Annotated in this window: 23 protein-coding genes and 1 pseudogene; 16 read left to right on the top strand and 8 right to left on the bottom strand. The window is 67.4% G+C overall.

Annotated features, from left to right (window positions below):
• Window position 1: 1 nt before the first annotated feature.
• A complete protein-coding gene (locus A9310_RS09820; protein WP_065630395.1) occupies window positions 2-472 on the bottom strand; it encodes an SRPBCC domain-containing protein in 471 nt (156 codons plus the stop codon).
• Window positions 473-591: 119 nt separating this feature from the next.
• Here A9310_RS09820 and A9310_RS09815 point away from each other — a divergent pair, with 119 nt between their 5' ends.
• From A9310_RS09815 to A9310_RS09805, 3 genes are all read left to right on the top strand, one after another.
• On the top strand, window positions 592-1,008 hold the full coding sequence (locus tag A9310_RS09815; RefSeq protein ID WP_065630466.1) for a TIGR03668 family PPOX class F420-dependent oxidoreductase: 417 nt from the start codon (window positions 592-594) through the stop codon (window positions 1,006-1,008).
• An 86-nt stretch (window positions 1,009-1,094) separates the two neighbouring features.
• Window positions 1,095-2,771, top strand: a complete 1,677-nt coding sequence (locus tag A9310_RS09810) for a DASS family sodium-coupled anion symporter (protein ID WP_065630394.1) — start codon at window positions 1,095-1,097, stop codon at window positions 2,769-2,771.
• Window positions 2,772-2,858: 87 nt separating this feature from the next.
• Complete coding sequence (locus tag A9310_RS09805) at window positions 2,859-3,557, top strand: NADPH-dependent F420 reductase (protein ID WP_083207325.1); 699 nt, start codon at window positions 2,859-2,861, stop codon at window positions 3,555-3,557.
• A gap of 33 nt (window positions 3,558-3,590) precedes the next feature.
• Here A9310_RS09805 and A9310_RS09800 read toward each other — a convergent pair whose 3' ends face one another.
• A complete protein-coding gene (locus tag A9310_RS09800; protein WP_065630392.1) occupies window positions 3,591-4,352 on the bottom strand; it encodes a LysR family transcriptional regulator substrate-binding protein in 762 nt (253 codons plus the stop codon).
• 47 nt (window positions 4,353-4,399) lie between these two features.
• Between A9310_RS09800 and A9310_RS09795 the strand changes: the two genes are divergently transcribed.
• Window positions 4,400-4,789: a DUF5997 family protein gene (locus tag A9310_RS09795; protein WP_058249924.1), complete on the top strand. Its 390-nt coding sequence runs from the start codon at window positions 4,400-4,402 to the stop codon at window positions 4,787-4,789.
• Window positions 4,790-4,844: 55 nt separating this feature from the next.
• Here the strand turns inward: A9310_RS09795 and A9310_RS09790 are convergent, their stop codons facing one another.
• Entirely contained in the window at window positions 4,845-5,453 is a 609-nt protein-coding gene (locus tag A9310_RS09790; protein ID WP_065630391.1) for a TetR/AcrR family transcriptional regulator, read from the bottom strand.
• A gap of 90 nt (window positions 5,454-5,543) precedes the next feature.
• Between A9310_RS09790 and A9310_RS09785 the strand changes: the two genes are divergently transcribed.
• From A9310_RS09785 to A9310_RS09740, 10 genes and pseudogenes are all read left to right on the top strand, one after another.
• Window positions 5,544-6,719: a DUF418 domain-containing protein gene (locus tag A9310_RS09785; protein ID WP_065630465.1), complete on the top strand. Its 1,176-nt coding sequence runs from the start codon at window positions 5,544-5,546 to the stop codon at window positions 6,717-6,719.
• 99 nt (window positions 6,720-6,818) lie between these two features.
• A complete protein-coding gene (locus tag A9310_RS09780; RefSeq protein WP_065630390.1) occupies window positions 6,819-7,340 on the top strand; it encodes a hypothetical protein in 522 nt (173 codons plus the stop codon).
• A gap of 166 nt (window positions 7,341-7,506) precedes the next feature.
• Window positions 7,507-9,711 (top strand): MMPL family transporter, encoded by a 2,205-nt coding sequence (locus A9310_RS09775; protein WP_065630389.1) that lies wholly within the window; start codon window positions 7,507-7,509, stop codon window positions 9,709-9,711.
• 37 nt (window positions 9,712-9,748) lie between these two features.
• A pseudogene (locus tag A9310_RS09770) lies at window positions 9,749-10,392 on the top strand (TetR family transcriptional regulator).
• Window positions 10,393-10,553: 161 nt separating this feature from the next.
• Window positions 10,554-11,723: a phosphatase PAP2 family protein gene (locus tag A9310_RS09765; protein ID WP_254661213.1), complete on the top strand. Its 1,170-nt coding sequence runs from the start codon at window positions 10,554-10,556 to the stop codon at window positions 11,721-11,723.
• Between the two features lie 340 nt (window positions 11,724-12,063).
• Window positions 12,064-13,338, top strand: coding sequence for an ABC transporter substrate-binding protein (locus A9310_RS09760; RefSeq protein ID WP_175401108.1), 1,275 nt, complete (start codon window positions 12,064-12,066; stop codon window positions 13,336-13,338).
• Window positions 13,339-13,464: 126 nt separating this feature from the next.
• Window positions 13,465-15,468, top strand: a complete 2,004-nt coding sequence (locus A9310_RS09755) for an ABC transporter permease (RefSeq protein ID WP_065630387.1) — start codon at window positions 13,465-13,467, stop codon at window positions 15,466-15,468.
• Window positions 15,461-16,285: an ABC transporter ATP-binding protein gene (locus A9310_RS09750; protein ID WP_065630386.1), complete on the top strand. Its 825-nt coding sequence runs from the start codon at window positions 15,461-15,463 to the stop codon at window positions 16,283-16,285. The genes A9310_RS09755 and A9310_RS09750 overlap by 8 nt, the downstream gene beginning before the upstream one ends.
• Complete coding sequence (locus A9310_RS09745) at window positions 16,282-17,103, top strand: ABC transporter ATP-binding protein (RefSeq protein WP_254661212.1); 822 nt, start codon at window positions 16,282-16,284, stop codon at window positions 17,101-17,103. The genes A9310_RS09750 and A9310_RS09745 overlap by 4 nt, the downstream gene beginning before the upstream one ends.
• A gap of 49 nt (window positions 17,104-17,152) precedes the next feature.
• Window positions 17,153-17,830, top strand: coding sequence for a TetR/AcrR family transcriptional regulator (locus tag A9310_RS09740; protein ID WP_065630385.1), 678 nt, complete (start codon window positions 17,153-17,155; stop codon window positions 17,828-17,830).
• A 45-nt stretch (window positions 17,831-17,875) separates the two neighbouring features.
• Here A9310_RS09740 and A9310_RS09735 read toward each other — a convergent pair whose 3' ends face one another.
• On the bottom strand, window positions 17,876-19,363 hold the full coding sequence (locus tag A9310_RS09735; protein ID WP_065630384.1) for a cryptochrome/photolyase family protein: 1,488 nt from the start codon (window positions 19,361-19,363) through the stop codon (window positions 17,876-17,878).
• Between the two features lie 176 nt (window positions 19,364-19,539).
• On the opposite strand from A9310_RS09735, the gene A9310_RS09730 reads away from it, so the two are divergent.
• The gene (locus A9310_RS09730) at window positions 19,540-20,175 is read left to right on the top strand and encodes a pyridine nucleotide-disulfide oxidoreductase (RefSeq protein WP_065630383.1); all 636 of its coding nucleotides are present in this window, start codon (window positions 19,540-19,542) and stop codon (window positions 20,173-20,175) included.
• Here the strand turns inward: A9310_RS09730 and A9310_RS09725 are convergent.
• Complete coding sequence (locus A9310_RS09725; RefSeq protein WP_065630382.1) at window positions 20,127-21,365, bottom strand: oxygenase MpaB family protein; 1,239 nt, start codon at window positions 21,363-21,365, stop codon at window positions 20,127-20,129. The two genes, A9310_RS09730 and A9310_RS09725, sit on opposite strands and share 49 nt — an antisense overlap.
• A gap of 120 nt (window positions 21,366-21,485) precedes the next feature.
• Between A9310_RS09725 and A9310_RS09720 the strand changes: the two genes are divergently transcribed.
• Window positions 21,486-22,076 carry a TetR/AcrR family transcriptional regulator gene (locus tag A9310_RS09720; RefSeq protein WP_065630462.1) on the top strand — a complete coding sequence of 197 codons (591 nt, stop codon included), beginning with the start codon at window positions 21,486-21,488 and terminating at the stop codon, window positions 22,074-22,076.
• Window positions 22,077-22,085: 9 nt separating this feature from the next.
• Here the strand turns inward: A9310_RS09720 and A9310_RS09715 are convergent, their stop codons facing one another.
• The 3 genes from A9310_RS09715 to A9310_RS09705 all read right to left on the bottom strand — a co-directional run bounded on the left by A9310_RS09715 (window position 22,086) and on the right by A9310_RS09705 (window position 25,348).
• The gene (locus tag A9310_RS09715) at window positions 22,086-23,666 is read right to left on the bottom strand and encodes an MFS transporter (RefSeq protein WP_065630381.1); all 1,581 of its coding nucleotides are present in this window, start codon (window positions 23,664-23,666) and stop codon (window positions 22,086-22,088) included.
• Between the two features lie 154 nt (window positions 23,667-23,820).
• The gene (locus tag A9310_RS09710; RefSeq protein ID WP_065630380.1) at window positions 23,821-24,024 is read right to left on the bottom strand and encodes a hypothetical protein; all 204 of its coding nucleotides are present in this window, start codon (window positions 24,022-24,024) and stop codon (window positions 23,821-23,823) included.
• Window positions 24,025-24,160: 136 nt separating this feature from the next.
• Entirely contained in the window at window positions 24,161-25,348 is a 1,188-nt protein-coding gene (locus tag A9310_RS09705; RefSeq protein WP_065630379.1) for a carboxylate--amine ligase, read from the bottom strand.
• Window positions 25,349-25,580: the final 232 nt, after the last annotated feature.

The raw sequence follows: 25,580 nt of genomic DNA, 5'->3' as shown, positions 1-25,580 counted from the left end.
ATCAGCCGACAAGTTCGGCGATGTGGTTCAACGAGTTACGCAGATGGTCGTCGGCGAACGGCGGGAACTCGATGTACTCCCGGATGTGAGCGGGCACGGCCGACCAGTCGTAGGTCAGGGTGAGCTCGGTGGACGACTCCCCCACCGGCACCAGGTCGTACCGCCATGTCCAGCCGCCGAATTCGAGCTCCCCGGAGTCGTTGCGCTGCCCTGGTTGCCACGCTATCGCCGACCGCGGTTCGATCACCTCGACCCGGTTCTCCATCAGGTAGTCACCGTCCGGATGGTTCGAGTGGTACATGTTCATCCGGAAGACCTGGCCCACCTCCCGCAGCGGCGTCGTGTCGACTGCGTCCCGAACCCAGCCGGTGCCGTCGATGGCCTGGTGTGTGCGGGGGTCGGCGAGCGCCGCGAACACCTCGTCGGGCGTGGCGGAGATCGTGCGGCTGACGGCAACGTTCTCGTTCGTCATGGTGCTGGCCCTTTCGGGTCGGGTCCCCCGAATCGGGGTTCGGACACAGAGGTGGACCCGAACCGGCGCCCGTACTCATCGGTGACCTTGTATCCACGAGTGCATGCCATCCTCGGATGATGGACCTGCGCCTGAGTCGCGAACGCTTCGCCGCCGCCCGGTCGGTCACGCTCGCCACCGTGTCACCCTCCACCAAGCCGCACCTGGTCCCCGTCGTGTGCGCACTCGACGACGACGTCATCTACACGTGCGTGGATCACAAGCCGAAACGAACCACCGCACTCCGTCGTCTCGCCAACATCGCGGACAACCCCGCGGTGTCACTACTGGCTGACATGTATTCCGACAACTGGGATGAACTCTGGTGGGTGCGGGTCGACGGCCGGGCACACGTCGTCGACGCCGGTGAACCCGTCGGCAGTCACGGCATCGACACGCTGGCCGCGAAGTATCCGCAGTATCGACTCCGACGGCCCGATGGACCGGTGATCGTCGTGGAGTCTCTGACGTGGCACAGTTGGTCGGCCACCTCATAGGCACGTGGGCGGGCGGCGGTTTCGGGCAATTCCGGCACGTTCCTCGATAGGCTGGCTGCCACGCAGGCATACCGAGGAGGTTCCCGATGGTGCAGCGCAGCGGCGAACGGCCACGCGACAACCGGTCCGGATCACCGGGCTCGGCCGGCCGAGGCTCCGGATCGCCTGACCCACAGCAGGACTTCGACGAGATCGACCACCAGTCGGCGGGTGAGCGCGCCGACGAGGTGGAACCGAAGATGCGACGTCGGCAGTGGATCGGACTCCTTGCCGGCGTGGCACTCGCGGCCCTGGTCTACGTGATCCTGCCCGCCGAAGTCGGGCAGGGAGCCCGGCTCACGGCGGCGACCGCAGTTCTCATGGGCCTCTGGTGGATGACCGAGGCGATACCCATCCCCGCAACCGCGTTGCTGCCGCTGGTGATCTTCCCCGTCTTCGGTTCAGACGAAGCGGGCGAGTCGATCTCGGTGAACGACGTCGGCGCGGCCTATGGAAACAACGTCATCTTCCTGTTCATGGGCGGCTTCATCATCGCCCTCGCGATGCAGCGGTGGAATCTGCACCGCCGCATCGCCCTGGTCACGGTCTCGGTGATGGGCAACAAGCCGCCGATGGTGATCGCGGGTTTCATGATCGCCACCGGATTCCTCTCGATGTGGGTGTCCAACACCGCAACCGCCGTGATGATGATCCCGATCGGCGTGTCGGTGCTGGCGCTGGTTCTCGACCTCGGTAAGGATTCGGGCACCGACGCGCCCGGGCCGAAGGCCACCGACACCGACGTACCGGTGGACGGTGAGACCCTCACCCAGGCCGTCATCAAGAGCAACTTCGGCACAGCACTGATGCTCGGCATCGCCTACGCCGCATCCATCGGATCGTTGGGCACGATCATCGGCACCCCGCCCAACACCCTCCTGGTCGGATACCTCGAGGGTGAAGGCATCGACATCGGGTTCCTGGAGTGGATGATCGCCGGAGTCCCGCTCGCCGTGATCTTCCTCGCCATCGCGTGGTTCCTGCTCACTCACGTCCTGTTCAAGCCGGAGATCGACGACATCCCCGGCGGCCGGCGCATCATCCGCGATCAGCTCGACGCCCTCGGCTCGATGTCGCAGGGCGAGATCCGGGTCGCCGCGATCTTCGGCCTCACCGCATTGGCGTGGATCGCGGTCCCGCTGATCTGGGACGAGAACCCGCCGATCTCCGACACCGGCATCGCGATGACCGCCGCCGTTCTCCTGTTCCTGTTGCCCAGCGGCTCCAAACCCGGTGTGCGACTGCTCGACTGGGAGACCGCGATCAAACTGCCATGGGGCGTGCTGCTGCTGTTCGGCGGCGGCCTGGCATTGTCCCAGCAGTTCGAGTCCAGCGGATTGACCGCTTGGATCGGCGATGTGGCCGCCGGGCTCGACACGATCCCGGTCATCGTGCTGGTGGTCATCGCGGCGACCGCGATCATCTTCCTCACGGAGATCACGAGCAACACCGCGACAGCGGCAACCTTTCTCCCGGTCGCCGGTGGCGTGGCCATGGGAATGGGTCTCGACCCTCTGGTGCTCACGATCCCCGTCGCCCTCGCCGCAACCTGCGCATTCATGCTCCCGGTGGCGACCCCACCGAACGCGGTGGCCTACGCCAGCGGGTACGTCACCATCGGTCAGATGATCCGCGGCGGGCTCTGGCTCAACCTCATCGGGATCGTGCTCATCACCCTCGCCGCCTACACCGTGTTCGCGTGGTCTCTCGGTATCGCGTACTGACCCCGCCGCGCCTGCCGACCGTCATCGAGGCGCTCGTCACGCATCCTTCGGCGCGGGAATGACGCGGCACATGCCCTCGTTGCGCGAATGGTCATCAACGTCCGACCAGAGGCAAGAGGTGCAGTTGTGAAGATCGGGATCATCGGAGCGGGATTCATCGGCGGGACGCTCACGCGTCGTCTGACATCGTTGGGACACGAGGTGCGGGTGGCGAACTCGCGCGACCCGGAGACGCTGGCCGAACTGGCCTCCGAGACCGGCGCCACCGCCGTTTGGGCCGCCGACGCCGCGAAGGACGCCGACCTGGTGATCGTCAGCATCCCGCAGAAGAACACCCCCGACCTCGCGCCGGGCATCCTCGACGCCCGCAAGCCCGACGCCCCGGTGATCGAGACCAACAACTACTACCCCCAGCAGCGCGACGGCAAGATCGAGGCGATCGAGAACGGCACCCCCGAGAGCGTGTGGGTGTCGGAACTGCTCGGCGTCCCGGTGTACAAGGTGTTCAACGGGATCTACTGGAAGCACCTGCTGAACAAGGGCGTACCCGCGGGCACAGAGGGCCGTATCGCGCTGCCGATCGCCGGCGACGATACGGCGGGCAAGGAGATCGTGTTCCGCGTGGTCGACGAACTCGGGTTCGACCCGGTCGACGCCGGACCGCTCGCCGAGTCGTGGCGGCAACAGCCGGGAACGCCGGTGTACGGCAAGGATTTCGGCGTCGACGACACCCTCAAGGCGCTCGCCGATGCGTCGCCGGAACGCACCGCTGAGTGGCGCGCCTGACGCACTGACAGGGGCGGCACGCCACGGCGGGAATCAGCGACGCTTCGGACGTCCGGGCCCGCGTCGCGCACTCTTGCCGGGGATCTTCCCGGCCGCCTCGCGTGCCGCCCTCTTCGCCGCCGCCTTCTCCTTGGCCGACCGTTTGGGCGCCTCGTCGGTCCGCCCCCGCGACGACGTCGCCTTGCGGCCGCGCACGATGCCGATGAACTCATCGGCCAATTGAGTTGTGGGAGCAGGCCACAGGAGTCCGACGGACCCGGTCGGGGCGTCGGTGACCGGTCGATACACCAGGTCCCTGCGGTGATGCAGGCGCGCCAGCGACTGCGGCACGAGCAGTACGCCGACGCCGGCCGCGACGAGTTCGACTGCGTCACCGGTGGTCTCGGGCCGATGATCCACCGCCGCACCCGGGCGCTCGGATACTGTCAACGGCTCGTCCAGCGGCCACAGGAACTGCTGATCGGTCAGATCGGCCAGGGTCATCTCGTCGCCGGCGGTCAGGGCGTGGTCCTTAGGCACCACGACGACCGTCGTCTCCTCGTACAGGTCGATCGTGTGATGTTCCCGCGCATCGCCGGACCGCAGGGCATCGGGCAATCTGGTGATCGCCATGTCGACGCGCCGCTCCCCGACCGCCTCGGCACAGTCCGCGACGTCGACGGTGACGAGTTCCAGCGGGACGTCGGGACGCCGCTCGGCCCAGATCCTGACCCACTTGCTCGGCGTGACCCCCGGAACGTACGCCAGTCGGAAGACAGGGGCCTCGCCCGCTGCGTGAACGTCGGGTGTGGTCACGCCCAAAGGCTACCGCCCGATACCCTCGTCGAATGAGCTCGCAGTCGATGAAGCCGGCCACCGCCGCCAAGAAGCTGGACGTGTACCTGCCGGCCACTCCTGCGGAGTTCCAGCAGGGCCCGATCACCAGGGCCGAGCTCGCCGCCCTCCAGACCGACCCGCCGGAATGGCTCCGCACGCTTCGCGCGGACGGCCCGCACCCCAAGAATCTGGTCGCGGCCAAACTGGGCATCTCGAACTCGGGCCTGGTTCGCGGGGGCATCACCGAGGCACTCACGACGGCGCAGATCGACGACCTCCTCGCCGAGATGCCGGATTGGCTGGCCGCCGAACGTGCCACCCAGATCGAGGTCCGTCGCGAGGAGCGGCGCGTCAAGTCGCTGCACGCCGACCGACGACGCGCCCGCGAAGAGGGTGACACGGACCCGGAGAGTTAGTCCTCCGACCGGTCCGCAGCAGCACAACGGTATCCACCCGACAGCGACTATCGCTTCACTGCAACGTCTCTCGGGTCTCGACCGCCAGCCCTGTCAGATACTCCCGGAGCACGCGCTGCGCGCGAGCCGGCGAATCCGTGTCGGCGAGGAGCAGGTGCATCGCCAGACCGTCGACAAGGGCGTGTACCGCGATCGCTTGAGAGTCGAGTTCGCGGCCGGCGCCGATCAGCCCGTGCTCGTCGAGGACGCCCAGCACCGTCCGACAGAGCGAACGCAGACCGTCGTGGGCCTCGCGCGCAGCATCTGCGAGACCGGGATGTGCCACCGACTCGGTCACCATCGCGAGGTTGACGTGCATCTCGACGCGCCGCTCGTCGTCCAGCGGTAGGACCTCGGACAACACGGCCTCGGCCCAGCGCAGAGGGTTACGAATCCGGTCGTGCCGACGGATACGAACCGCCACCCGCTCGTAGATCAGGCGCATCGAGAACTCGAGCAGTTCTTCCTTGTCCGCGAACACGTGTCGAAGCGAGCCCACCGAGATGTTCGCCTCGGCCGCCACCTCCCGGACCGATACTCCGGATGCGCCTTCGCGCAACACGATCCGCCACAGGGCCTCGGCTATCTCGGCGCGTCGCCCGTCCCGGTCGATCAACTTGGGCATTGACCCATGCTAGTACACCCGTGCTACCTTGACTTCGGGTTTTGATAGCACGATTGTGTCAGCAAAAAAGTGGCACAGAACGGAGACACGATGGCGACCCGACACGCGGCGCTGGACGTCCTGCGCGGCATCGCGATTCTGGGCACCCTCGCCACCAACGTCTGGATCTTCACCAACCCGGAGGGGCTGATCGGCTACATCCAGGGCGCCTACCGGGCCACCGGCTCCTGGGCGGTGGCCGAGGACCTCCTGCAGCAGCTCGCCCAGGGCAAATTCCTCGGTCTGCTCACGATCATGTTCGGAATCGGGCTGGCCATCCAGCAGCGGTCGGCTGTTCGACGAGGCCGGCCCTGGCCGGGACGGTACTACTGGCGAGCCGCGCTGCTGTTCGTCGACGGCGTGATCAACTACTTCCTCTTCACCGAGTTCGACGTCCTCATGGGATACGCGGTCACCGGACTCATCGTCGCCTACCTGCTGTCGATGCGACTGCGGCGCCAGTACATCGCGATCGCGATCGCGACGTCGACGCATCTGGCGCTGCTGGGGCTGCTGAGCTGGGCCCTTCTCGCCGCGCCCGCCGCATCGAGTCCGGGCGCCGGGCTGTCCCCGAACCCCTACGCAGACGGCAGCTTCGTCGACCTCGTCGCTTTTCGCGCCGAGAACTTCCTGATGTTCCGTGCCGAGGTCCTCTTCATCCTGCCGATGTCGATCGCGCTCTTCCTCATCGGCGCGGCCCTGCTGCGCGCCGGCGTCCTGGAACCGCGCGGCGTCCGGCTTCGGCGACGCCTGATGGCCGTCGGGCTGGGGATCGCCCTACCTCTCGACTTCGCCGTCGGACTGGCCGGTGGCGATGCCGGACTCGTCGTGGGGCGGTACGGGTTGGCGCCGGTCGTCGCACTGGGGTTGCTCGCATGGGTCGCCGGGTACTACGCCGACGGCCGCTCTCCCGGGCGGTGCGGCCGCGCGCTGACACCGGTCGGTCGAATGGCGTTGTCCTGCTACGTGTTACAGAACGCGATCGCGGGTGCCGTCTGTTACGGCTGGGGCCTGGGGCTCGCGCAACATCTCGACGGCTCGACGCTGGTCCCCGCCACGGTGTCCCTGTACCTCGGCATCGCCGTGGTGCTCATGCTGTTCTCCCGCTTCTGGCTCAGCCGGTTCGAGCGGGGCCCTCTCGAATGGCTGTGGCACCGAAGCTACGACCGCATCACCACTTCCGCCGACCGGCGAATGTCACCCGAACGAGTGGACTACCCGCGGTGACGGCTGCTCGACCGCAGGTCAGCGAGCTGACCGGGATGGGTTAGCCATCCCCGCCGCGGGGTACCCGACGCGCACCATCATCCGACCGAGGAGTGAGTCGTGGACACCGCCATCTGGATCATCATCGCCGTCGTCGTCGTGATCGTCATTCTTGCGCTCGTGTTGCTGCTGCTTCGTCAGCGAAAGGCACGCCGACGGGTTCAAGCCGAGGAGATCAGGCAGAACGCCACGCAACAGGTCTCGACCGTCCGCCACCGCGAGGCCGTCGCCGAGGAGGCCGACGCCCGGGCACGGAAAGCGCAGGCCGAAGCCGACGCCAAGGCCGCAGAGGCCAAGCGGCTGCAGGAACAGGCACGCCACCACCAGGGACACGCGGCCGAGTCGCGGCACGAGGTCGAAAGCGAGTTCGCCCGTGCGGACCGTCTCGACCCCGATGTCCGACGGAACGCGGATGGACGGGACACCGAGGGACAGGGCGCCGACGGGCGTGGTGCGGACGGGCGGAACGACCCGAACATCGCAGGCCGGCACGCCGGTCAGCCGTCGAACAACCCTATCGATCCGCGTCACCGCCCGGACGCCGATCCCCGCGGACACCAGACGCCGCCGAACGCCCGCTGACGAGACCCTCTCGCAAGGCGACACCGGCCACACCTGCAGCGCGGTGTGACGGAGCCCGCTCCGAAAAGTGGTACTCAGTCCCGAGTGTTAGTGGGTACCATTTCTCTCGTCATCTGCGCCGGGACCTTCGGGGGCCGGTCTTCCGCAGCACCAGAGGGGTCCACGCATGGCGTCGTTTCTGTTCAAGCTCGGAAGCTTCTGCTTTCGCCACAAATGGTCGGTGATCGCGGCCTGGCTGGCTGCGCTCATCGCGGTCGCCGGACTGGTCGGCGCACTCCAGCCCAAGTTCGCGCAGGACTTCAGCCTTCCCGGCACCGACTCGGGGGTTGCCACCGAACAGGTCGAGCAGTACTTCCCACAGGTCATGGCCCAGCAGGAACAGGCGTCCACGAGCATCCTCGTCGCTGCCGAGGACGGGCTGCAGAACCACACCACGCAGCTGAACGAACTCGCCGCGGCCCTCCGCGGACTCCCCGACGTGATCGAGCCGCAGACTGTCGTCAACCCGCTGACGGTTGCGGCCGCTGAACCGGCACTCGCAGCGCAGGTCGTCGGCGACAACGGTCGGGTCGGCCTCATCCAGGTTCGCCAGGACATCCCGATCCTCGACCTCACCGTCGAGAACAAGGAAGAACTCGTCTCGATCCTGGACGAGTTCTCCGTCGACGGTCTGCAGGTGGAGGCAACCGGGTCGCTGATGCAGGTGATGGAAGCCGGCGGCACGGCCGAACTGCTCGGCTTCGCCGTCGCCTTCGTCGTGATGATCGTGGCGTTCGGAGCTCTCATCGCCGCCTTCATACCTCTCGTCACCGCGATCGTCAGTGTCGGCATCACCATCCTGCTGCTCACGCTGTCGGCCGAGGCTCTGTCGATCAACGAGTCCGCCACCGCCATCGTCACGATGCTCGGCATCGCCGTCTCCATCGACTACGCGCTGTTCATCGTGTCCCGGTACCGCGCGGAACTCCTCCGCGGCGGCGCGCCATCAGACGCCATCGGCCGAGCCGTCGGCACAGCCGGGTCGGCGGTGGTTTTCGCCGGCCTCACCGTGATCGTCGCGGTGGTGGCCCTCATGGTGATCGGCATCCCGATCATCACTCAGATGGGCGCGGGTGCCGGCGTCGCCGTGTTCATCGCGGTGCTGGCTGCTCTGACCCTCATCCCAGCCATCCTCGGTGCGTTCGGGCGGTTCGCCTTCCTACCTCGAATCCCCTGGATCAAGCACGCCGCGGAATCCGAGGACGACACTCTGGGTGTCAAAGTCGGGCGCACCGTCGTCAAATGGCCCATCCCGTTCATCGTGATCGGCCTGCTGGCGCTTGCGGCCGCGGCCATCCCGGCCACCAAGCTGGAACTCGGTCTGTCGCTGTCCAGCGAAGCCGAAGCACCCGCTCAGGAACTGCTGAGCCGCGGTTTCGGTGAGGGCATCAACGGCCCACTACTCGTCGTCGTGCACGACGAGGACGGCGCGATCAACGCCCCGGCCGAGGAGACCGTGCGGCACATCGCAACCCTGAGTGATGTCGCCAACCCCAAGGGGCTCACCTGGACGGGCAACCGAGCAGGCGACACCGCGCTCATCATGGTCACCCCGGAGAGCGCGCCGTCGTCAGCCGCCACACACGACCTCATGGAGCAGATCCGCGCCTTTGCACCAACGGTCGAGAACCGTGGCGCGGAACTCCACGTCGGCGGTCAGACAGCCATCATGTCCGATCTCTCCCAGAAACTCGACGATGCACTCATCCCCTACCTGGTCGTGGTCGTCGGTCTCGCATTCCTGATCATGATCGGCGTCTTCCGGTCGCTCTGGGTCCCGCTCATCGGCACCCTCGGATTCGTCTTCTCGGTCCTGGCGACCTTCGGCGTCACCGTGGCGATCTTCCAGGAGGGCTGGCTGGGATTGATCACCCACACGCAGCCGATCATCTCCTTCCTGCCGATCTTCCTCATCGGCGTGGTGTTCGGGCTCGCGATGGACTACCAGGTGTTCCTGGTGACCCGAATGCGCGAGGAGTTCATGCACGGCTTGTCGGCCAAGGAGGCGATCGTCGCCGGTTACCGGCACGGAGCCCGGGTGGTCACGTCGGCGGCGATAATCATGATCAGCGTCTTCGCGGCGTTCATGCTCTCCCCGGAGACGACCGCCAAGATGATGGGTTTCGCGCTGGCCGCGGCAGTGTTCTTCGACGCCTTCGTGATCCGCATGCTGGTCGTACCCGCGGCGATCGCGTTGCTCGGCGACCGGGCCTGGGGCCTCCCGCGCTGGCTCGACCGCTTCGTGATCAACTTCGACATCGAGGGCGAAGCAGTCCGCCATCGTGGGCTCGAGGAACCGGACGACACCAGGTCCCCGGTCCCGGCGAGTTGATAAGCCGCACAATCCTTCTGACAAGAAGTGAGCACGTATGGGCAACTGCCTGACTGTGCACGCCGGCTCCGACGCCCCGGAACCCGCACCGGGGCGTCGGATAGGCCTGCGTGAACAGAACAAACTGCGCACCCGCAACGCCATCCGGCAGGCGGCGATCACCCTGATCGCCGAGCAGGGGTACGCCAAGACCACCGTCGAGCAGATCGCCGAGGCCGCCGGCGTCTCACACACGACGTTCTTCCGCTACTTCCCGTCGAAGGAACAGGTGGTCGTCGGAGACGAGCACCTGCATGCCGAGGCGCACGCGATCGTCGAGTCCATGCCGCCCGGCCTCAGCCACTTCGATCTCATCCGGCGCCTGATGACCGAGCTGCACCGCCTCACCATCGACGACCCCTGGGTCGGCAATCCGCTCCGCATGCAACTGATCCGCACCGAACCGTTGCTGCAGAAGACCTTTAGGTCGAATCCGAGCGCATGATCTCGGACATGACCCAGCTCATCGCCGACTACTTACGGATCGCGCCCGACGACTTCCGGCTCAAGGTGTTCCTCGACGCCGTGGCCGGGGTGACCTTCCACCTGGCCACCGAGTTCGACGACAACCGGGAGATGCCCCAGCTCGAGACGACGCTGCGCGCGATCGATCTCCTCGAGCAGGGGTTGCCGGTCGGATGAACAGTGGTTGTCCGGCCATTCGCCCCGCGAACATTCCCTCTAGGATTCAGAGCGTGATCTCGGACAACGCTGCCCGACCGCGACCGATGCCGGGCCTTCGACACGGCTCCTCGCTGCGCTCGTCGCCGGCTCAGGCAGCAGGGGGCACTGGCCGCTGGTCAGTGATTGCCATTGCGGTGGTCGCGGCCATCGCGGCCACCGTCTCGCTCGCGGCATCGGCCCAGGCCGCGCCGGCCAAGCCGACCCCGGCGCCGTTCCCGGTGACCGACATCGCCCGGCTCTACGCCTCGGACATCTCGTCGTATCCGGGCGGCGTGTACCTGCAACCGGTCGAGACCTTCACCGCCCTGCGCCGCGATCACCCCGAGATGATGGCTCGCAATCTCGAGACGGCGGTCGCGATCAACCAGTCGGCGGCCGGCAACCCGGGACTGCAGCGCCGGGCACTCGCCGACGCACACGACGATCCGCTCTGGACGATGTCCGATGCCTTCGGCGACCGGCTCGGACGGGATTTCCGGAACGCCCTCGCCGCCAATCGCCTCCCGAAGACCACGGCCCTCTTCAGCGACTACCTCGCCCGCGCCGGTGGGCTCGCGAACGCGACGCTCGTCGAGAAGTACGTGTTCGGGTACGAGCGGCCGTTCATCGTCGCACCCGAGCGGATCCGCAAGTACATGCGCGCCGGAGCCAGCGAGTACGACGCGCTGGGCAGCAACCCGTCGTTCCCGTCCGGCCATGCCACCCTGTTCTTCTGGCGGGGCACCCTGTTCGCGTCGATGCTCCCGGAACTCGCGCCGCAGTTCCTCGCCCGTGCCTCGGAGGGTGGATATCACCGCATCGTGTTGGGCGTGCACTACCCGCTCGACGTGATCGGCGGAGCGATCGTCGGGCAGGCCGCCGCCGCCGATCGCTGGAACGACCCGCAGTTCCGCCGGCTCCTCGCCGCGTCTGCCACCGAGATCCGCAAGGAACTCGAATGGCGTTGCGGCGCAGCCCTCTCGGTGTGCATCGCGCGTGACACGCCCTACGCCACCGACGCCGCGGCCCAGACGATCTACGCCCAGCGCATGACCTACGGATTCGGACGCGTCTCGTCGCCGACACATCCGATGGTGGTGCCCCGACAGGCCGTCGATCTGATCGCCGGGGCGTACCCGCGACTGACCGACGAGCAGCGGCGTCAGGTCCTGGAACAGACCGCGTCGCCCGCGGGATATCCGCTCGACGACCAGCGTCCCGGCCGCGCCTCCTGGCAGCGCCTGGACCTCGTCCGTGCTTACACCGCCGACGTCACGGTCGGCCGCGACGGTCGGGTGACCGTCCACTGAGGACCGCCCTGACCTGCTGGTAACTGAATCGTTTGTCCCACTGCCCGTTGCGAACTCGTTCGTGACGGGCAGTGTCGTGCCATGTGGTCCACTGTGTGTCCAGTTTCGCCGAACAGCTTGACACCGGCGTAAGGGTATGGCTACTTTTCGAGTGGCCCACATCACATCCGACGTGGACTCACCGCCGTGACCAGGGCGGACGGTGCCGGAATCGCGGACCCAGACACAGCGCTGGGTCGATGAACTCAATCCTTCTAAGCCCCGCCGGGGCGATGTCGCCGTGCCCTCTCGCAGGGCGGTTCCGTCGTGCCCGGAGATCATCGGGAAAGGCAGTCGAAACATGCGTTGGTCGAATTCACGCAGGAGAGCCGGACGGTTGGCGGCGGTTGCCGTCGCCGCGGCGTGCATCTTCTCGGTCGTGTCGTGCAGCAGCGACGACGGCGGATCGTCGGACGGCTCCGCCGCGGATGCCAGCGGCACCAAGGCGACGGGCGAGGCGATCAAGGTGGGGTTGTTCAACCCCACCAAAGGCCCTGCCACCCAGGGTGGCGTGACCACCGGCAAGGACGCCGCCCTGGACTACATCAACAACCAGATCGGCGGCATCGGGGGCCGGCCCGTCGAAATCGTCGACTGCGGAATCGACCAGACCGCACCGGAATCGACGGTGTCGTGCGCCAACCAGTTCGTCGAGGCCGGCGTGGTCGCCGCGATCGACGGCTACAATGCCGAATCCGCCTCCGCGGTGCCGATTCTCACCTCGGCCGGCATCCCGCTGGTCGGCCAGATCCCGTTCAACACCTCCACCGGCGCCTCGGCGGAGAACCGCGTGTACTTCGGTCCGCCTCCCGCCGCGTTCCTCGTCGGTTTCATGCAGCAGCTCAAGGCCGCGAACAAGAACTCGTTGACGCTTGCGAATGCCGATCTCCCCCAAGCGCATCAGGTGTTCGACGGTTTGATGAAGCCGCTCGGCGCCCAGCTCGGCATCGACGTCAAGTCGGTCTACTACCCGCCGACCGGCCCGAACTTCACCTCGCTGGCCACCACCCTGGCCGAGGGCAACCCCGCCGCGGCCGGCCTGATGACCTCACAGAACGACAACGTGTGCACCAAGCTCGCGCAGTCGCTGCGGTCGGTGAACTACGAGGGCACCATGTTCATGGCGGCCTGCACCGACTTCATCGACACCATGGGTGCGCAAGCGGTTGGCGCACAGACCTACTCACCGATCTGGCAGCCTCCGGCCATGGACTCCGCACCGGAGCCGGCCAAGGCGAATCTCGGGATCGCCCAGAAGTTCATCGACGAGCAGGGTGGCACCGGCGGTTTCTACGCCTACGGCACCTTCGCGACCCTCGCCGACTTCGCGATCACGCTCAACAACGCCAAGGTCACCGATTTCACCGGCCCGAACGTGCTCGGTGCGCTCAAGGCAGTCACGGACTACCAGTCCTTCATCGGCCCGAAGCTCAACTGCGGTAAGCCGACCACACCGAACTGCACCACCGAGATGCTGCTGTTCGACGTCGTCGCCGAGAAGAAGACCGAACCCGCGACCGGCGGCTTCATCACCCCGCTTCCGGCTGCGCTGCAGCGCATCCCGGGCGCTTACTGACACGGGTCGCTGGTGTGGCGGGGTGGTCACCCACCCCGCCACACCCGGCTCTGCTCCCCGATCCGAACGCTCCGCATCCTCACACGCGCGTGAGATCCGTACGCGCCGAACGAATGAGTACGCCACATGGGCCAGTTCCTCCAGTTCGTCTTCCTCGGACTATCCGCCGGTGCCATCTATTCGGTGCTCGCGTCGTCCCTCGTGGGCATCTATGCCGCCACCGGCATCATCAACTTCGCGCAGGGTGCCATCGGCCTCTACTCAGTCTATCTCGTCGCCGCACTGCGCACCGACGGCAGTCTCGTCCTGCCCATCGGCACACTGAAACTCGGGAGTGAGTCCGACCCCACCTCGATGGAGTTGGCACTGTTCCTCGGCGTGCTCAGCGCGGTCGTCTGGGCCCTGCTCGCACACGTACTCATCTTCCGGCCGCTCCGCTCGGCACCGGTGCTCGCCCAGGTCGTCGCCTCGGTGGGACTCATGCTCTTCATCCAGGCGCTCGTCCATCTCCGCTTCGAGACCGAGAACCTCTTCGCCGAGGCCATCCTGCCGGAGGACACCGTCGACATCGCCGGCGCGGTCGTCAACGTCTCGGACCTGATCCTGGCCGGTGTCGCCATCGCCATCTCACTGGTGCTGTGGGCCTACTTCCGGCTCACCACCCTGGGCGTCGCCACCCGCGCGGGCTCCGAAGACGAACTCGCCGCCCGACTGTCGGGCTACTCCCCGGACCGCCTCGCGGCGATCGTGTGGGCACTCACCGGTGCGGCAACCGGTCTCATCGTCGTCCTCGCGTCCTACACCATCGGACTCACCGAGACCAGCTACACCTTCTTCGTCATCCCGGCCCTGGCCGTCGCCCTCGTCGGCCGGCTCACCTCCTTCGGGATCGCCTGTGCCGCAGGTCTTGTCCTCGGCGCATTCCAATCCACCATCACGTGGCTCACCACCAAGGACTGGTGGCCGGAATGGGCGCAGGCCGGCCTCGGCGACGCCGTTCCGTTCGTCATCGTCGTCATCGCCCTCTTCCTGCTCGGCGGTCGTATCCCGTCGCGCGGTTCGCTCGGTGAGGTGCGCATGCCCGCGGTCCGGATCCCCCGCATCCGGCTGATCCCGACGGTCGTCTGCATCGCAGTGGTCGTCGTCGCGATCCTCCTCACATCCGGCAGCTGGCGGTTCGGCGTCGTCACCTCGGTGATCCTCAGCCTCATCGCACTGTCGCTGGTCCTGCTCACCGGTTACCTCGGCCAGATCTCGCTGGCCAGCATGGCCTTCGCCGGCGCGGCCGGGTTCGCCCTGTCGAAGCTGACGACCAACTGGGATGTGCCGTTCCCGTTCAGCATGATCTTCGCCGCCCTGATCGCGACCGGCCTGGGTGTCCTGGTGGGCGTGCCCGCACTCCGGATCCGCGGCGCCCAGCTGGCCGTCGTGACATTGGCTGCGGCCCTGGCCATCCAGAGCTTCGTCTTCAACAACCCGGCGATCACGTCCTTCGAGGGCAACCTCATCGCGGACCCGACGATCTTCGGCCTCGACCTCGGGGTGCGCGACGGCACCAACCTGGTCACGATCCGGTTCTCGCTGATGGTCCTGATCGTCGTCGCGATCGCGACCCTCGTGGTGTTGCGCTTCATGGGCGGCTCGACCGGACGGGCCTTCCTGGCCGTCCGCTCCAACGAACGCGCCGCGTCGTCGGTCGGGATCAACGTCGCCGCAACCAAATTGCTCGGCTTCGCACTGTCGGCGTTTCTGGCCGGCATCGGCGGTTGCCTCATCGGTTACAGCCGCGGACAGCTGTCGGCCGGCTCGTTCACGGTGATGATCGGGCTGACGCTGCTCGCGATGACCTACGTCGGCGGCATCACGTCGTTCGCCGGTGCGGTCCTCGCCGGCATCATCGGGCCGCTGGGCGTGGGCTACGTGTTCCTCAACCAAACCCTCGCTCTCGGTGAGTATTACGAACTCTTCGCCGCCGGCAGCCTCCTGCTGATGGCGGTGCTGAATCCCGTCGGCGTCGCGGGGGCCATGTCGGAGCTCGGCGAGAAGCTACGCGCCCACCGGCACAAACCGTCCCCCCGTCCGGAAGCGCCCGGCGCGGCACAGAACGCACAGGAGGGTGCACATGTCTGAGTCGACACTCGAGAAGCCGGCCACGTCGACGACACTCCTCGAGACAGGCGGGCTGTCGGTCCGGTACGGCGGCGTCAGCGCCAACTCCGACATCGACATCTCGGTCTCGGCGGGCGAGATCGTCGGACTGATCGGACCCAACGGCGCGGGCAAGACCACCTTCGTCGACGCGGTCACCGGATTCACCAAGGCCACCGGCACGGTGTCGTTGCGCGGGGAGAGACTGGACAAGGCGAGCCCCCATCGTCGCCGCCGGGCCGGCATGGCCCGGACGTGGCAGGCGGGCGAACTGTTCACCGACCTCACCGTCGAGCAGAACCTGGCCGTGGCGGTCCAGCCGGTCGGCCTGCGGGCCATGCTCGCCGACGTCCTCAACGGTTCCCGTCCGCCCGCCGATGTGATCTCGTCGGCACTCGAACTCGTCGGCCTGGCCGATGCCGCCGACCAGTTCCCCGGCGAGCTGACCCTGGGACAACAGAAGCTCGTCGGTGTCGCGCGGGCGTTGGTCGGCGGGACGCAACTCGTCCTCCTGGACGAGCCGGCCGCCGGACTCGACACCCACGAGAGCCGCGACTTCGGGACCGAACTCCGGCGGATCGCGGCGACCGGTATCGGCATCCTGCTCATCGACCACGACATGTCACTTGTCCTCGACGTGTGCGACCGGCTGTACGTGCTCGACTTCGGCCGGGTGATCGCCAGCGGGCCCCCGGCCGCCATCCAGGACGATCCCGCGGTCATCTCGGCCTACCTCGGCAGTCCCGAGGTGGACCCGGACGCCGCCCCGACCGGACACGACCCGAAGGAAACGCGATGAGCGCGCACGCCGCCCCCGGCCAGGCGACACCGGACCCGACCACACCGGATTCGACGACACCGGATTCGACGACACCGGATTCGACGACACCGGATTCGACGACACCGGTGTTGACGATYGACGACGTCACCGTCGGTTACGGCGGGGTCCCCGCCGTCCGCGGTCTGAGCGCCGCCGTGCGTCCCGGCGAGATCCTCGCGCTGCTCGGTCCGAACGGGGCCGGCAAGACGACGAGTCTGCTCGCCGCGGTCGGTGCCCTCGGACTGATGTCGGGCACGGTGACCGCCCTCGGCGACCCCATCGACCGTCGCATCGAACGCAACGCGCGGCGCGGGATCACCCTGGTCCCCGACACCCGGGGCGTCTTCCACCGTCTGTCGGTGTCGGACAACCTCCGTCTCGCCAAGCGTCGCAACGGGCCCGACCTCGACACCGTCTACCAGTACTTCCCGAAACTCAAGACGATGCGGGGCCGACGCTGCGGCAACCTCTCGGGCGGCGAACAGCAGATGCTCGCACTCGCCAAGGCGCTGCTCGCGGACCCGAAGGTCCTCCTCATCGACGAGTTGAGCCTGGGCCTGTCCCCGGTCGCGGTCCAAGACCTGCTGCCCCGGCTCCGGTCGATCGCCGACGAACACCAGATGGCTGTCGTCCTCGTCGAACAGCACATCGATCTCGCCCTCGGCATCGCCGACGCCGCCATCGTGCTCCATCACGGCCGGGTCGCGCTCTCGGCTCCCGCGAGCGAACTCCGCAACCGACGGGACATGGTCGAGGCGGCCTACTTCGGGCGCACCGTCGAGGACCGCGCCTCCTAGGGCCGCGCGGTCTGCAGGCGTACGGACGAGACGACGGAACCGGGACGACGTGGCCACCGGAGACACCGACGATCCGGTGGCCACGGACGCCGGCGTCGTACGACCGGCCCGCAACACCCGCAATCGGCCCACCGACGACGAGTTGCTCGACGCCGCATGCGCGGTCATCGCCGAGGTCGGTGCCGAGCGCACCACGATGACCGCCATCGCCGAACGCGGCGGCACCACCCGGGTCACCCTCTACGCACACTTCGGGTCCCGCGACGAGCTGGTCAACCGGGTGATGACCCGCGAGCTCGACACGTTCACCTCGTTCATGTTCGAGGTGTACGACGCGAGTGAGGACATGCCGTATGGTGCCCGCGCCCGCTACTCGGTGCAGGCCCTGTTCGACTACGCCCGACGCCACCCGGCAGGTCTGCGTGTCCTCATCGGCCACCGGGAGGGTGGCAGTGACCGCCGGTTGTACGCCGCGCTCGAACCCCGTATCGCCGCACGCCTCCGCCAGAACTACGCCGAACGCGGCGCGCGGATCGCGGCCAGTGCCGACACCCTCGCGTCGCTCCTGCTGGGGATGAGCCTCGACGTCGCCCACCGCGCGCTGATCGTCGACGGCGCCGGCGTCGACGAGGCCTGCGACCTCGCGATCACCGCGACCCTCGCCGTGCTCCGCGACGTCCGCGCGGACCAGCTGCGCGCTCTCGACGAATCGCTCGGGCAGCGCTGAACCCGTGACCGGCGGTCGACACGGAAGCGCTCAGGACCGGGGCGGTCACCCCAGCCAGCGGCCGGCACGCCGGCTGTGGCCCGCCTTCGTCGCCGCGGGCAACCGGTCGTAGGCCCGGGCGAGGAAGTTCGACCGCGCATTGGCCTCGAAGACGTCCCGGTGGTCGCGAACGAACGTCCAGTACAGCCCGTCCCAGTCGGCGGTCCAGTCGCCGGGCGGTATGTCCGACATCTTCTTCAGATAGTTGCTGCCCGAGACGTAGGGCTTGGTGGTGATCGCCTCACCGGCCGCGAACTGACTCATCGCGTACACGTTGGGGACCATCACCCAGTCGTAGGCGTCGACGAACATCTCCATGAACCACTCGTAGATCTGCTCCGGGTCGATGCGGAGCAGGCACATCGCGTTGCCCAGGACCATCAGTCTCTCGATGTGGTGGGCATACCCGTTGGCGAGAATCCGCCGGATGACGAGGTCCACCGGCTCGAGCCCGGTCTCGGCGGTCCACCACCCGTCGGACAGCTTCCGATCGTGGCCCAGGTGATTCCGGCTCCGGAGAGCACGCCCGCGGGTCTCGTACGACGCCCGCATGTATTCGCGCCAGCCGATCAGCTGCCGCACGAACCCTTCGACGCTGGCCAGTGGGACACGGTTACGTCCACCGGCCTCCAGCGCCCTTCTCAGCACCGTTCGCGGGCTCAGGAGCCCGGTGTTGAGTGCGGGCGTCAGCAACGAATGGAAGACGAACGGGTGCTCGGTGCTGATCGCATCCTCGTAGGGTCCGAACTCCGCGAACCGGTCGGCCAGGAACTGCTCGAGCATGGCSAGCGCCTCGTCGTGGGCGGTGGGCCAGGCGAAACCGTCGGCGTCGCCCGGGTTGTCGGGGAACTCGTCGGCCACCCAGGCGATCGCGGCGTCGACCTCGGGATGTCGCGCCGGCGGTGTCGGTTGCGGGACCTCACGGTTCTTCGGCAGTTTCTTCCGGTTCTCGGTGTCGAAGCTCCACCGGCCKCCCGCCGGTTTGCCGTCGTCGTCGACGAGGATGCCGAGCCGTCGTCGCTGCCAGGTGTCGAACTGCTGCATCCGCGGCCGCTTGCCGGCGAAGAACTCGTGGATCTGCGCACGGGTGGTGAGGAAGTTCGGACTCTCGGCGATGTCGTCGGCCGCGAGTGGGCATCCGGCGTGCTGGAAGGCCGCCAGCAGGTCGCCCGTCAGCCAGTCGTCGACGACGTCGTACAGGTGAACCGACGCCGGGGGCCGGCCGGACAGGTACTCCACGAGCCGATCGTGACTGGACTCCTCCGCGTCGGTCTCGAGCACGTCGACCTCGAAACCCCGGTCCCGCAGCCGGTCCGCGAACCTGCGCATACTCGCCCGGTGCAGGACGATTTTCTGCACGTGGAACCGGTACTGCCGGAACATCAGATCGTGTTCGACGAGGACGAAGCGGGTGCCGGGGTCCGCGTCGAGGTGCGACTCGAACAACTGATGCGGCAGCACCACGCGGACGACATCGCCGGACGGACCTGACATCAACTCTCCTCTCGCAGCCGCTACACGCTCCCGACTTGGACGGCCCCCTCAAGGGCCGGACAAGTCGACCCCAAGTTCGCACCAAGCGCCCGGCGACATCCTGTCGTTCATCACCCGAACACCACGATGAGCCGCCGAAACCGGGCACCCGCCCACTCCAGACGATAGGAACCACGATGTCGCGCAGCACCGCCAGCTATTCGCACCCCTCCGACGATCGGATTGCCGAGTCCGGCGGCGACGTGCCGTCCGTGGACAAGCCTCTCTGGCAGCTGGGCCGGCGTGCCACGGTCATCGCGGCCTGCGTGGGCTTCGCCGCGCTGGCGGCCTGCAGCGTCAGCGTCGGCACGCAGTCGATCGAAGAGGCCTCCGACATCGACGTGGGCGAGTGCCTACAGATCGGTGCCGAAGCCGGCGAGGGCAAGGTCGAGGCGACCAAGGCCGAGTGCGAAGAAACCGAGGGGCTCACTTTCTACGCGGCCGAGAAGGTCAACACGTCGGCGGAATGCGGCACCCCCAACACCTCCGCGCTCACCTTCGGCGAAGGCGACCAGAAGCTCTGCCTCACACCCAACTTCGCCGTCGACACCTGCTACCAGATCCCGATCGGCGGCGGCAAGCTCGCCGACTACCGCGAGGTCGAGTGCGACGCCTCCCCCGCGGAGAGCACCATCCTCGCCAAGACCGTCAGCCGCGGTGCGGACTCCCTCACCTGCACCGAGGACGAGACGAAATGGGCCTTCACACAGCCGCTGTCGGTCAGTTACTGCTTGACCGAGGACGTCACGGCCGCGAGCCGATTCGACGGCTGAGCGGCGGCCTGCGGGCCGGGCGCCGCGTCGACGAGGTCGTGGGTGACGCGGTAGTCCTCCCGCATCCGCGCCATGGCGACATCCCGTGCGCGGTAGGATTTCTCGACGCGTGCTCGTGCCCGCCGGGCGCCACCGACCCGCTGCGCCGAATCCGCCACCGCGAGAACCGGTCCGACCCGTCTCAGCAGATGTTTGAACCGGCCGTCGGGGATTCCGAGCGCGTCGGCGTCGGCGTCACCGATGAACACCCGCTGCAGTCCGTGCATGGTCTTCGTGGCCAGCCGGCGTCGCAGGGCCTGCGGCCCCGGGAACACCGCTGCCAGTTCGGGCACCAGATAGTCGTCGGTCAACGCGACCACGAAATCCCGGTCGTCGGGACCCGGCCCCGGCGAGGTCAGCCGATAGAGCTCTTCGATCCGGACGTGGTCGGCCTCGCAGACCGGGTTGAGCTCGGGGCTCATCCCGACCACATGCCCCACGTACCGCCACAGGTGATAGATGTCGTCGAGCTCGCAGTCGGTGAACCGCACCCCCAGCTTGTGCATCGCGTCGATCGCGATGTGCCCGAACTCGGCGATCGTGAACGCCATGTACGGCTGCGGGATCGGCACGCCCCACGCGGTCTCATCCCAGTCTCCGCGCGCGAGCAGCATGGAACGGACATGCGCGTGGATCATCCGGACCCGCACCGTGTACGCGAAACCGTCACCGCCGCGGCGCATCCCGCCGGGCGTCAGCACCTGCCCCAGCCATTCACCGACCTCCACCGACCGCACCGCCGGCTGGGACACGTAACGCCCGGTGACCGCGAGTGGCTTGCCCGCGATCGTGTTTCCCGCCCCGCGGACCAGCGATGCCGCGCCGAGCACGATGCCCAGCGGTGCGGTGTTGACGACCAGCGCGTCGGCCGCGCGACTGATCCGATCATGATCGACCCAGTCGGGCTCGTCATCGAGGAACTCGAAGAGCGCGCGCAACGAGTCGGTCGCGTCGTCGACCGAGTCGATGCCGTTCTTCAGCGCCGCCCGCAGCACTGTCGTGGTCGGGCCACCGGGTTGCCGGTCGGCGGCCACGGCGTCGGCGAGCGGGTCGGCGATCCACATCTGATCGAGCCAGTCACGGCCGGCCGTCCCGAACCGTTGCACGGCCAAGTCGGTGTTCACGAGGTCGGCGGGTGCGCTCCGTTCCATGGATCCATGAGAACACGAGCAATCCTCACTTACTATTCACTTTTGATGGCATCGTCGACGACTCCCAAAACCACCGCATCGCAACGGCGCAAGGCACCCAAGCAGCAGCGCAGTCGTGAGATGAGGCAACGCCTCCTCACGTCGGCGCTCACACTCCTGGAGCGTCGTCCCGGCCGACGGCCCACCACCGCCGAACTCGCCGACCACGCGCACGTCAGCATCGGGACGGTGTACCGCTACTTCGCCGACATGGACGCGATCGTCGAAGAACTGCGCCTCGCCGCCGTTCACGACATCACCGCCACCCTCGCGAGCGGGATCGGCCGGGCGATGGATCAGCAACCGGACACCGCGATGGTCACGGTGGTCGAGACCCTCGTGTCGTCATTCGAGTCACATGCGCCGGTCCTGCGTGCCTCGCTCGAGATCGGGGAACACGGCTTCGGCGACGCCTGGGCCGAGGTCGAGGGACCGCTCCTCCCGCTGGCGCGGATCCTGCCGTCGCGGATGAGGCCCGACCTCGACGATCAGGCGATCGACGAACTGGTGTTCCTCACCATGGGTGCGACCGCGAGTCTGTGCCTGCGCATCGCCCTGCAACGACCCCGCGACGCCGACCGGACCTCGCTCATCGCGATGGCGGCACGAATGTTGTTGGCGGCGTTCGACTCACCGCCGTCGGGCAGTGCTGGTCGAGTAAGTGCTGGGTGAGTCGGCGACTCAGAGGCTGCGCTGTTTCGCGTACTCCGCCATCGCCGTTCGCTCCGCCTCGTGTCTGGGGTAGAAGAAGAACACCACCGCCGCACCCACCACCACGATGGCGGCCGCCGCGCCGTAGGCGTTCTTGTCGCCCTGTACGAACGCGTCGCGGGCCGCGGCGATGATCTGATCGGCGTAGTGCGGATAGCGCTCGGCCAGGACCTCGGCACTCGAGAACGACTTCGTCAGCGCGGCTTCGGTCTGTTCGGTGACCTGATCGGCCTGCGGCGAACCGGAGATGGTGTCCCGCAATTGATTCGCGTAACCCGCGGTGAGGATCGCGCCGAGGGTGGACTGCAGGATCGCGCCACCGAGGTCGCGCTGAAGGTCAGACATGCTCGACGCCATTCCCGCGCGCTGCACCGGCACCGAACCGGTCAACGACTGCGACGCCGGGGTGCCGGCGAGACCGACGCCCACCCCGACGAGGACGTAGACCAGACCGACATGCCAGAAGTGGGCGCCCTCATCCCAGGTGAGCATCGCGAGCACCAGGCCGACGACGATGAAGGCGTAACCGGACAGCAGCGTGAACCGCGAACCCATGCTCTGCACGAGTTTGGCCGAGCGCGGGGCCACGACGATCATGGCGGCCGCGGCTGGCAGGATCGTGGCGCCGGCCGCCAGCGTCGAGTAGCCGAGCACGTTCTGCATGTACTGCTGGCCGATGAACATCGCGCCCATGAGCGTGCCGAACACGATGAGCCCGCCCACCGCCGCGACCCAGAAGGTGCGTCGGGCTGCGATCCGCAGGTCGAAGAGCGGAACCCGCACGCGCAGCTGCCGCCAGACGAAACCCGCCCCTGCCAGCAGCGCGATCGCGGCCAGGATGTAGACCTGCAGTCGCTGATCGGAGTTCGGGGCGAAGTTGATCGCCAGCACCAGCGAGCCCACCATCACGATGGACACGACGCCGCCCAGGTTGTCGACGACCGCCGCCTGGTCGCCGTTATCATCGGGCACCAACCGCCACGCCGCGATCAGCGCGACGACGGCGAGCGGCAGGGTCACCAGGAACACCGAGTGCCAGGCCAGGATCTCGAGGAGTGCCCCGGACAGGACCGGTCCCAGCGCCGAGATCGCACCGCCGAATGCCGACCACGCGGCGATCGCCCGGACCCGTTTCGGCCCCGACCACAGTGCGGTGATCACCGCGAGGGTGGTCGGGAAGGCCAGGCCCGCGGCGATGCCGCCCACCAGACGAGCACCGAACAGGACCTCGACGTTGGGCGCGAATCCGGCGACGAGCGACGCCGGGATCGACAGGCACATGCCGATGACCAGCATCCGCTTGCGCCCGTGCCGATCTCCCAGCGCGCCGAAGTAGAGCACCGACGCCGCCAGGCCCAGCGAGTAGCCGACCGCGACGAGGTTCAACTGCGTCGAACTCGCGTCGAGCGCCTTGCCGATGTCGGGTAGCGCGACATTCGCCACCGCGAGATTGATGTTGGCCACCCCGGCGACCAGGATCAGCGCGACCAGGATCGCCTTCGCCCGCTTGGGAGCAGTCCCCGCCTCGACCTCGGCCGTTGTCGACGTCATCGGGGAATCGTACGTGCGCGAGCGCCATCGGGCCGGGGATCGGGACGCTCCGGCACGAAATGGTCACGCCGGCGTCGACTTCTGGTGGGGTACGAGGAATCCGTATGACGTCGTGCCCGGTTTCCGGGCACAGCGTCATACGGCTCGGATCAGATCACAGGCAGACGCTGATGGTCACCGGCCCGATGGGGATGCCGAAGCAGATCGCCACCGAACCGACGGCCTGCACCGGTTGCACCGGTTGCACCGGCGCCGGCGCGGCGGAAGCGGCCGGCGCGGTGGCCAGTCCGATCGCGCAGGCGGCACCGACAGCGGCCACCCCGACAGACGTACGACGCATGATCCCGGACATGTTCATGAGCAGCTCCCCTCGAGCTCGAGTCCCCCCGGACAACCCTGCGGATGGGGTCAACACGCAGGTGATGGTGACTCGAGATTCTACGCCCCGGCGTCGGCGTCGTCCCCATCCCGACGGGCCGAATCCGCGACGGGTGTCACAGGCTGATGCGGAGGCCGTCCCACTCGTGGTCGTGCAAGAAACCCTCCGCCAGCCCGACCCGGTACTTGAGGCAACTACGCACGATCCCGGCATAGGCGAACGGGAGCATCAGCGCGGGCTTCTGGTCGCCCGGACTGCTGAAGACATCGGACGCGCCGCGGAAGTCGCGGACGAAGTCGCGCAGGGTCCGGTCCTTGCGCGACGACGGACGCCACCCGTAGAGCAGCATGCCCAGCCCGATCATCTTGTCCACGCCCGACCCGGGCGTGATCGGTCCGTGGTCGGGATCCCAGGTCCCGAGGAACGCGCGATCGACCCCGTCTTCGGGCGTGAACATCATGATCCCGCTTGTGGCGCGCGGATTGCACTCGATGCAGAACAGGTCGCCGCCACCGTTCCGGTCTTCGATGAAGTCGAAGCCGATCTGGCCGGTGAAGTTCACCCGGCGAACGAAATCGCTGACCCACCCGGCGATCCGCGGATGGTCCACGGACCGGAAGTTGAGGCACGAACTGCCGTCGATGGCGTAGTCGACCGGATAGGTGGCGTGGGCGTAGACGCGGCCCTCATGGCAGACCGAATACGTGCAGAAGTTGTTCCCCGACGCCCACTCCTGTGCGATCCACGGGTTCTGCTCATCGTGTTCGAGCCAGGTGAGCGGATCGTCGGGAGTCACCTTGTGAACCTTCTGCGAGCCCCGCGAATAGCAGTGTTTGAGCGCGAACGGCTTGGTGAAATCGAGCGATCCGACGTCCTCGGGTCCGGACACCCGCGCGAACTTGCGCGTCGGGATTCCGAGTTCGACGAGCAGCTCCTGGAAGTCGTACTTGTTGTGCAGGCGGTTCTCGGTGGTGAAATCGGAGAGGAACAGCCGACATTCGGGCGGGAACACCTCGGCGAGCATCGCGATGATGTCGGTCTCCTCGTGCACCGGGATCACCATGTCGACGTCGTTGTCGACCACGATCCGGGCGAGGGCGAGACAGTATGCGAGCGGCTCGAACTTCGGCGGGGGCACGCGGTGAAAGTCGCTCACCGCGTTGGAGAATCGGCCGATCCCGACCGGGATGGAGTCGACGATGCTCACCCGGTGACCCGCCGCGGCCATGAGCCGCGCGAGTTCCAGGGTGAGGAACGATCTGCCGAATGTGATCAGTACATGGGTTTGTCCGGCGCTGTTCACCCGAGCGAGTGTAGTGCCGACGGGCCCTGAGCACGGAAGCCGGACGGCCTGCGAAAAAAATGCGGTCAGGTCGGGAATATTCAGTACCGTCCTGTCGGTTCACCCTGTTAGTTTTTTGCACGATCGGCCGGTCCGTGTGCTTCGCTTCCGGTTGCGGAACAGCAGTTGCGGAGCAGCGCTGGTGCGGCCCGAGCCGATCGCGTGCGTACGCAGTCGGGGTGGTCGTCGGTCC

The organism is Gordonia sp. UCD-TK1, assembly GCF_001691435.1.
GTDB classification, from domain to species: Bacteria; Actinomycetota; Actinomycetes; order Mycobacteriales; family Mycobacteriaceae; genus Gordonia; species Gordonia hongkongensis.
Note: the sequence above shows the minus strand (reverse complement) of the source record. Positions and strands in the feature narration are given on the sequence as shown.

What these genes read in the sequence shown, in the direction of transcription:
- A9310_RS09820 (WP_065630395.1), bottom strand. Translation starts at nt 472, where the DNA reads ATGACGAACGAGAACGTTGCCGTCAGCCGCACGATCTCCGCCACGCCC.
- A9310_RS09815 (WP_065630466.1), top strand. Translation starts at nt 592, where the DNA reads ATGGACCTGCGCCTGAGTCGCGAACGCTTCGCCGCCGCCCGGTCGGTC.
- A9310_RS09810 (WP_065630394.1), top strand. Translation starts at nt 1,095, where the DNA reads ATGGTGCAGCGCAGCGGCGAACGGCCACGCGACAACCGGTCCGGATCA.
- A9310_RS09805 (WP_083207325.1), top strand. Translation starts at nt 2,859, where the DNA reads ATGGTCATCAACGTCCGACCAGAGGCAAGAGGTGCAGTTGTGAAGATC.
- A9310_RS09795 (WP_058249924.1), top strand. Translation starts at nt 4,400, where the DNA reads ATGAAGCCGGCCACCGCCGCCAAGAAGCTGGACGTGTACCTGCCGGCC.
- A9310_RS09790 (WP_065630391.1), bottom strand. Translation starts at nt 5,453, where the DNA reads ATGCCCAAGTTGATCGACCGGGACGGGCGACGCGCCGAGATAGCCGAG.
- A9310_RS09785 (WP_065630465.1), top strand. Translation starts at nt 5,544, where the DNA reads ATGGCGACCCGACACGCGGCGCTGGACGTCCTGCGCGGCATCGCGATT.
- A9310_RS09775 (WP_065630389.1), top strand. Translation starts at nt 7,507, where the DNA reads ATGGCGTCGTTTCTGTTCAAGCTCGGAAGCTTCTGCTTTCGCCACAAA.
- A9310_RS09760 (WP_175401108.1), top strand. Translation starts at nt 12,064, where the DNA reads ATGCGTTGGTCGAATTCACGCAGGAGAGCCGGACGGTTGGCGGCGGTT.
- A9310_RS09755 (WP_065630387.1), top strand. Translation starts at nt 13,465, where the DNA reads ATGGGCCAGTTCCTCCAGTTCGTCTTCCTCGGACTATCCGCCGGTGCC.
- A9310_RS09750 (WP_065630386.1), top strand. Translation starts at nt 15,461, where the DNA reads ATGTCTGAGTCGACACTCGAGAAGCCGGCCACGTCGACGACACTCCTC.
- A9310_RS09730 (WP_065630383.1), top strand. Translation starts at nt 19,540, where the DNA reads ATGTCGCGCAGCACCGCCAGCTATTCGCACCCCTCCGACGATCGGATT.
- A9310_RS09725 (WP_065630382.1), bottom strand. Translation starts at nt 21,365, where the DNA reads ATGGAACGGAGCGCACCCGCCGACCTCGTGAACACCGACTTGGCCGTG.
- A9310_RS09720 (WP_065630462.1), top strand. Translation starts at nt 21,486, where the DNA reads ATGAGGCAACGCCTCCTCACGTCGGCGCTCACACTCCTGGAGCGTCGT.
- A9310_RS09715 (WP_065630381.1), bottom strand. Translation starts at nt 23,666, where the DNA reads ATGACGTCGACAACGGCCGAGGTCGAGGCGGGGACTGCTCCCAAGCGG.
- A9310_RS09710 (WP_065630380.1), bottom strand. Translation starts at nt 24,024, where the DNA reads ATGAACATGTCCGGGATCATGCGTCGTACGTCTGTCGGGGTGGCCGCT.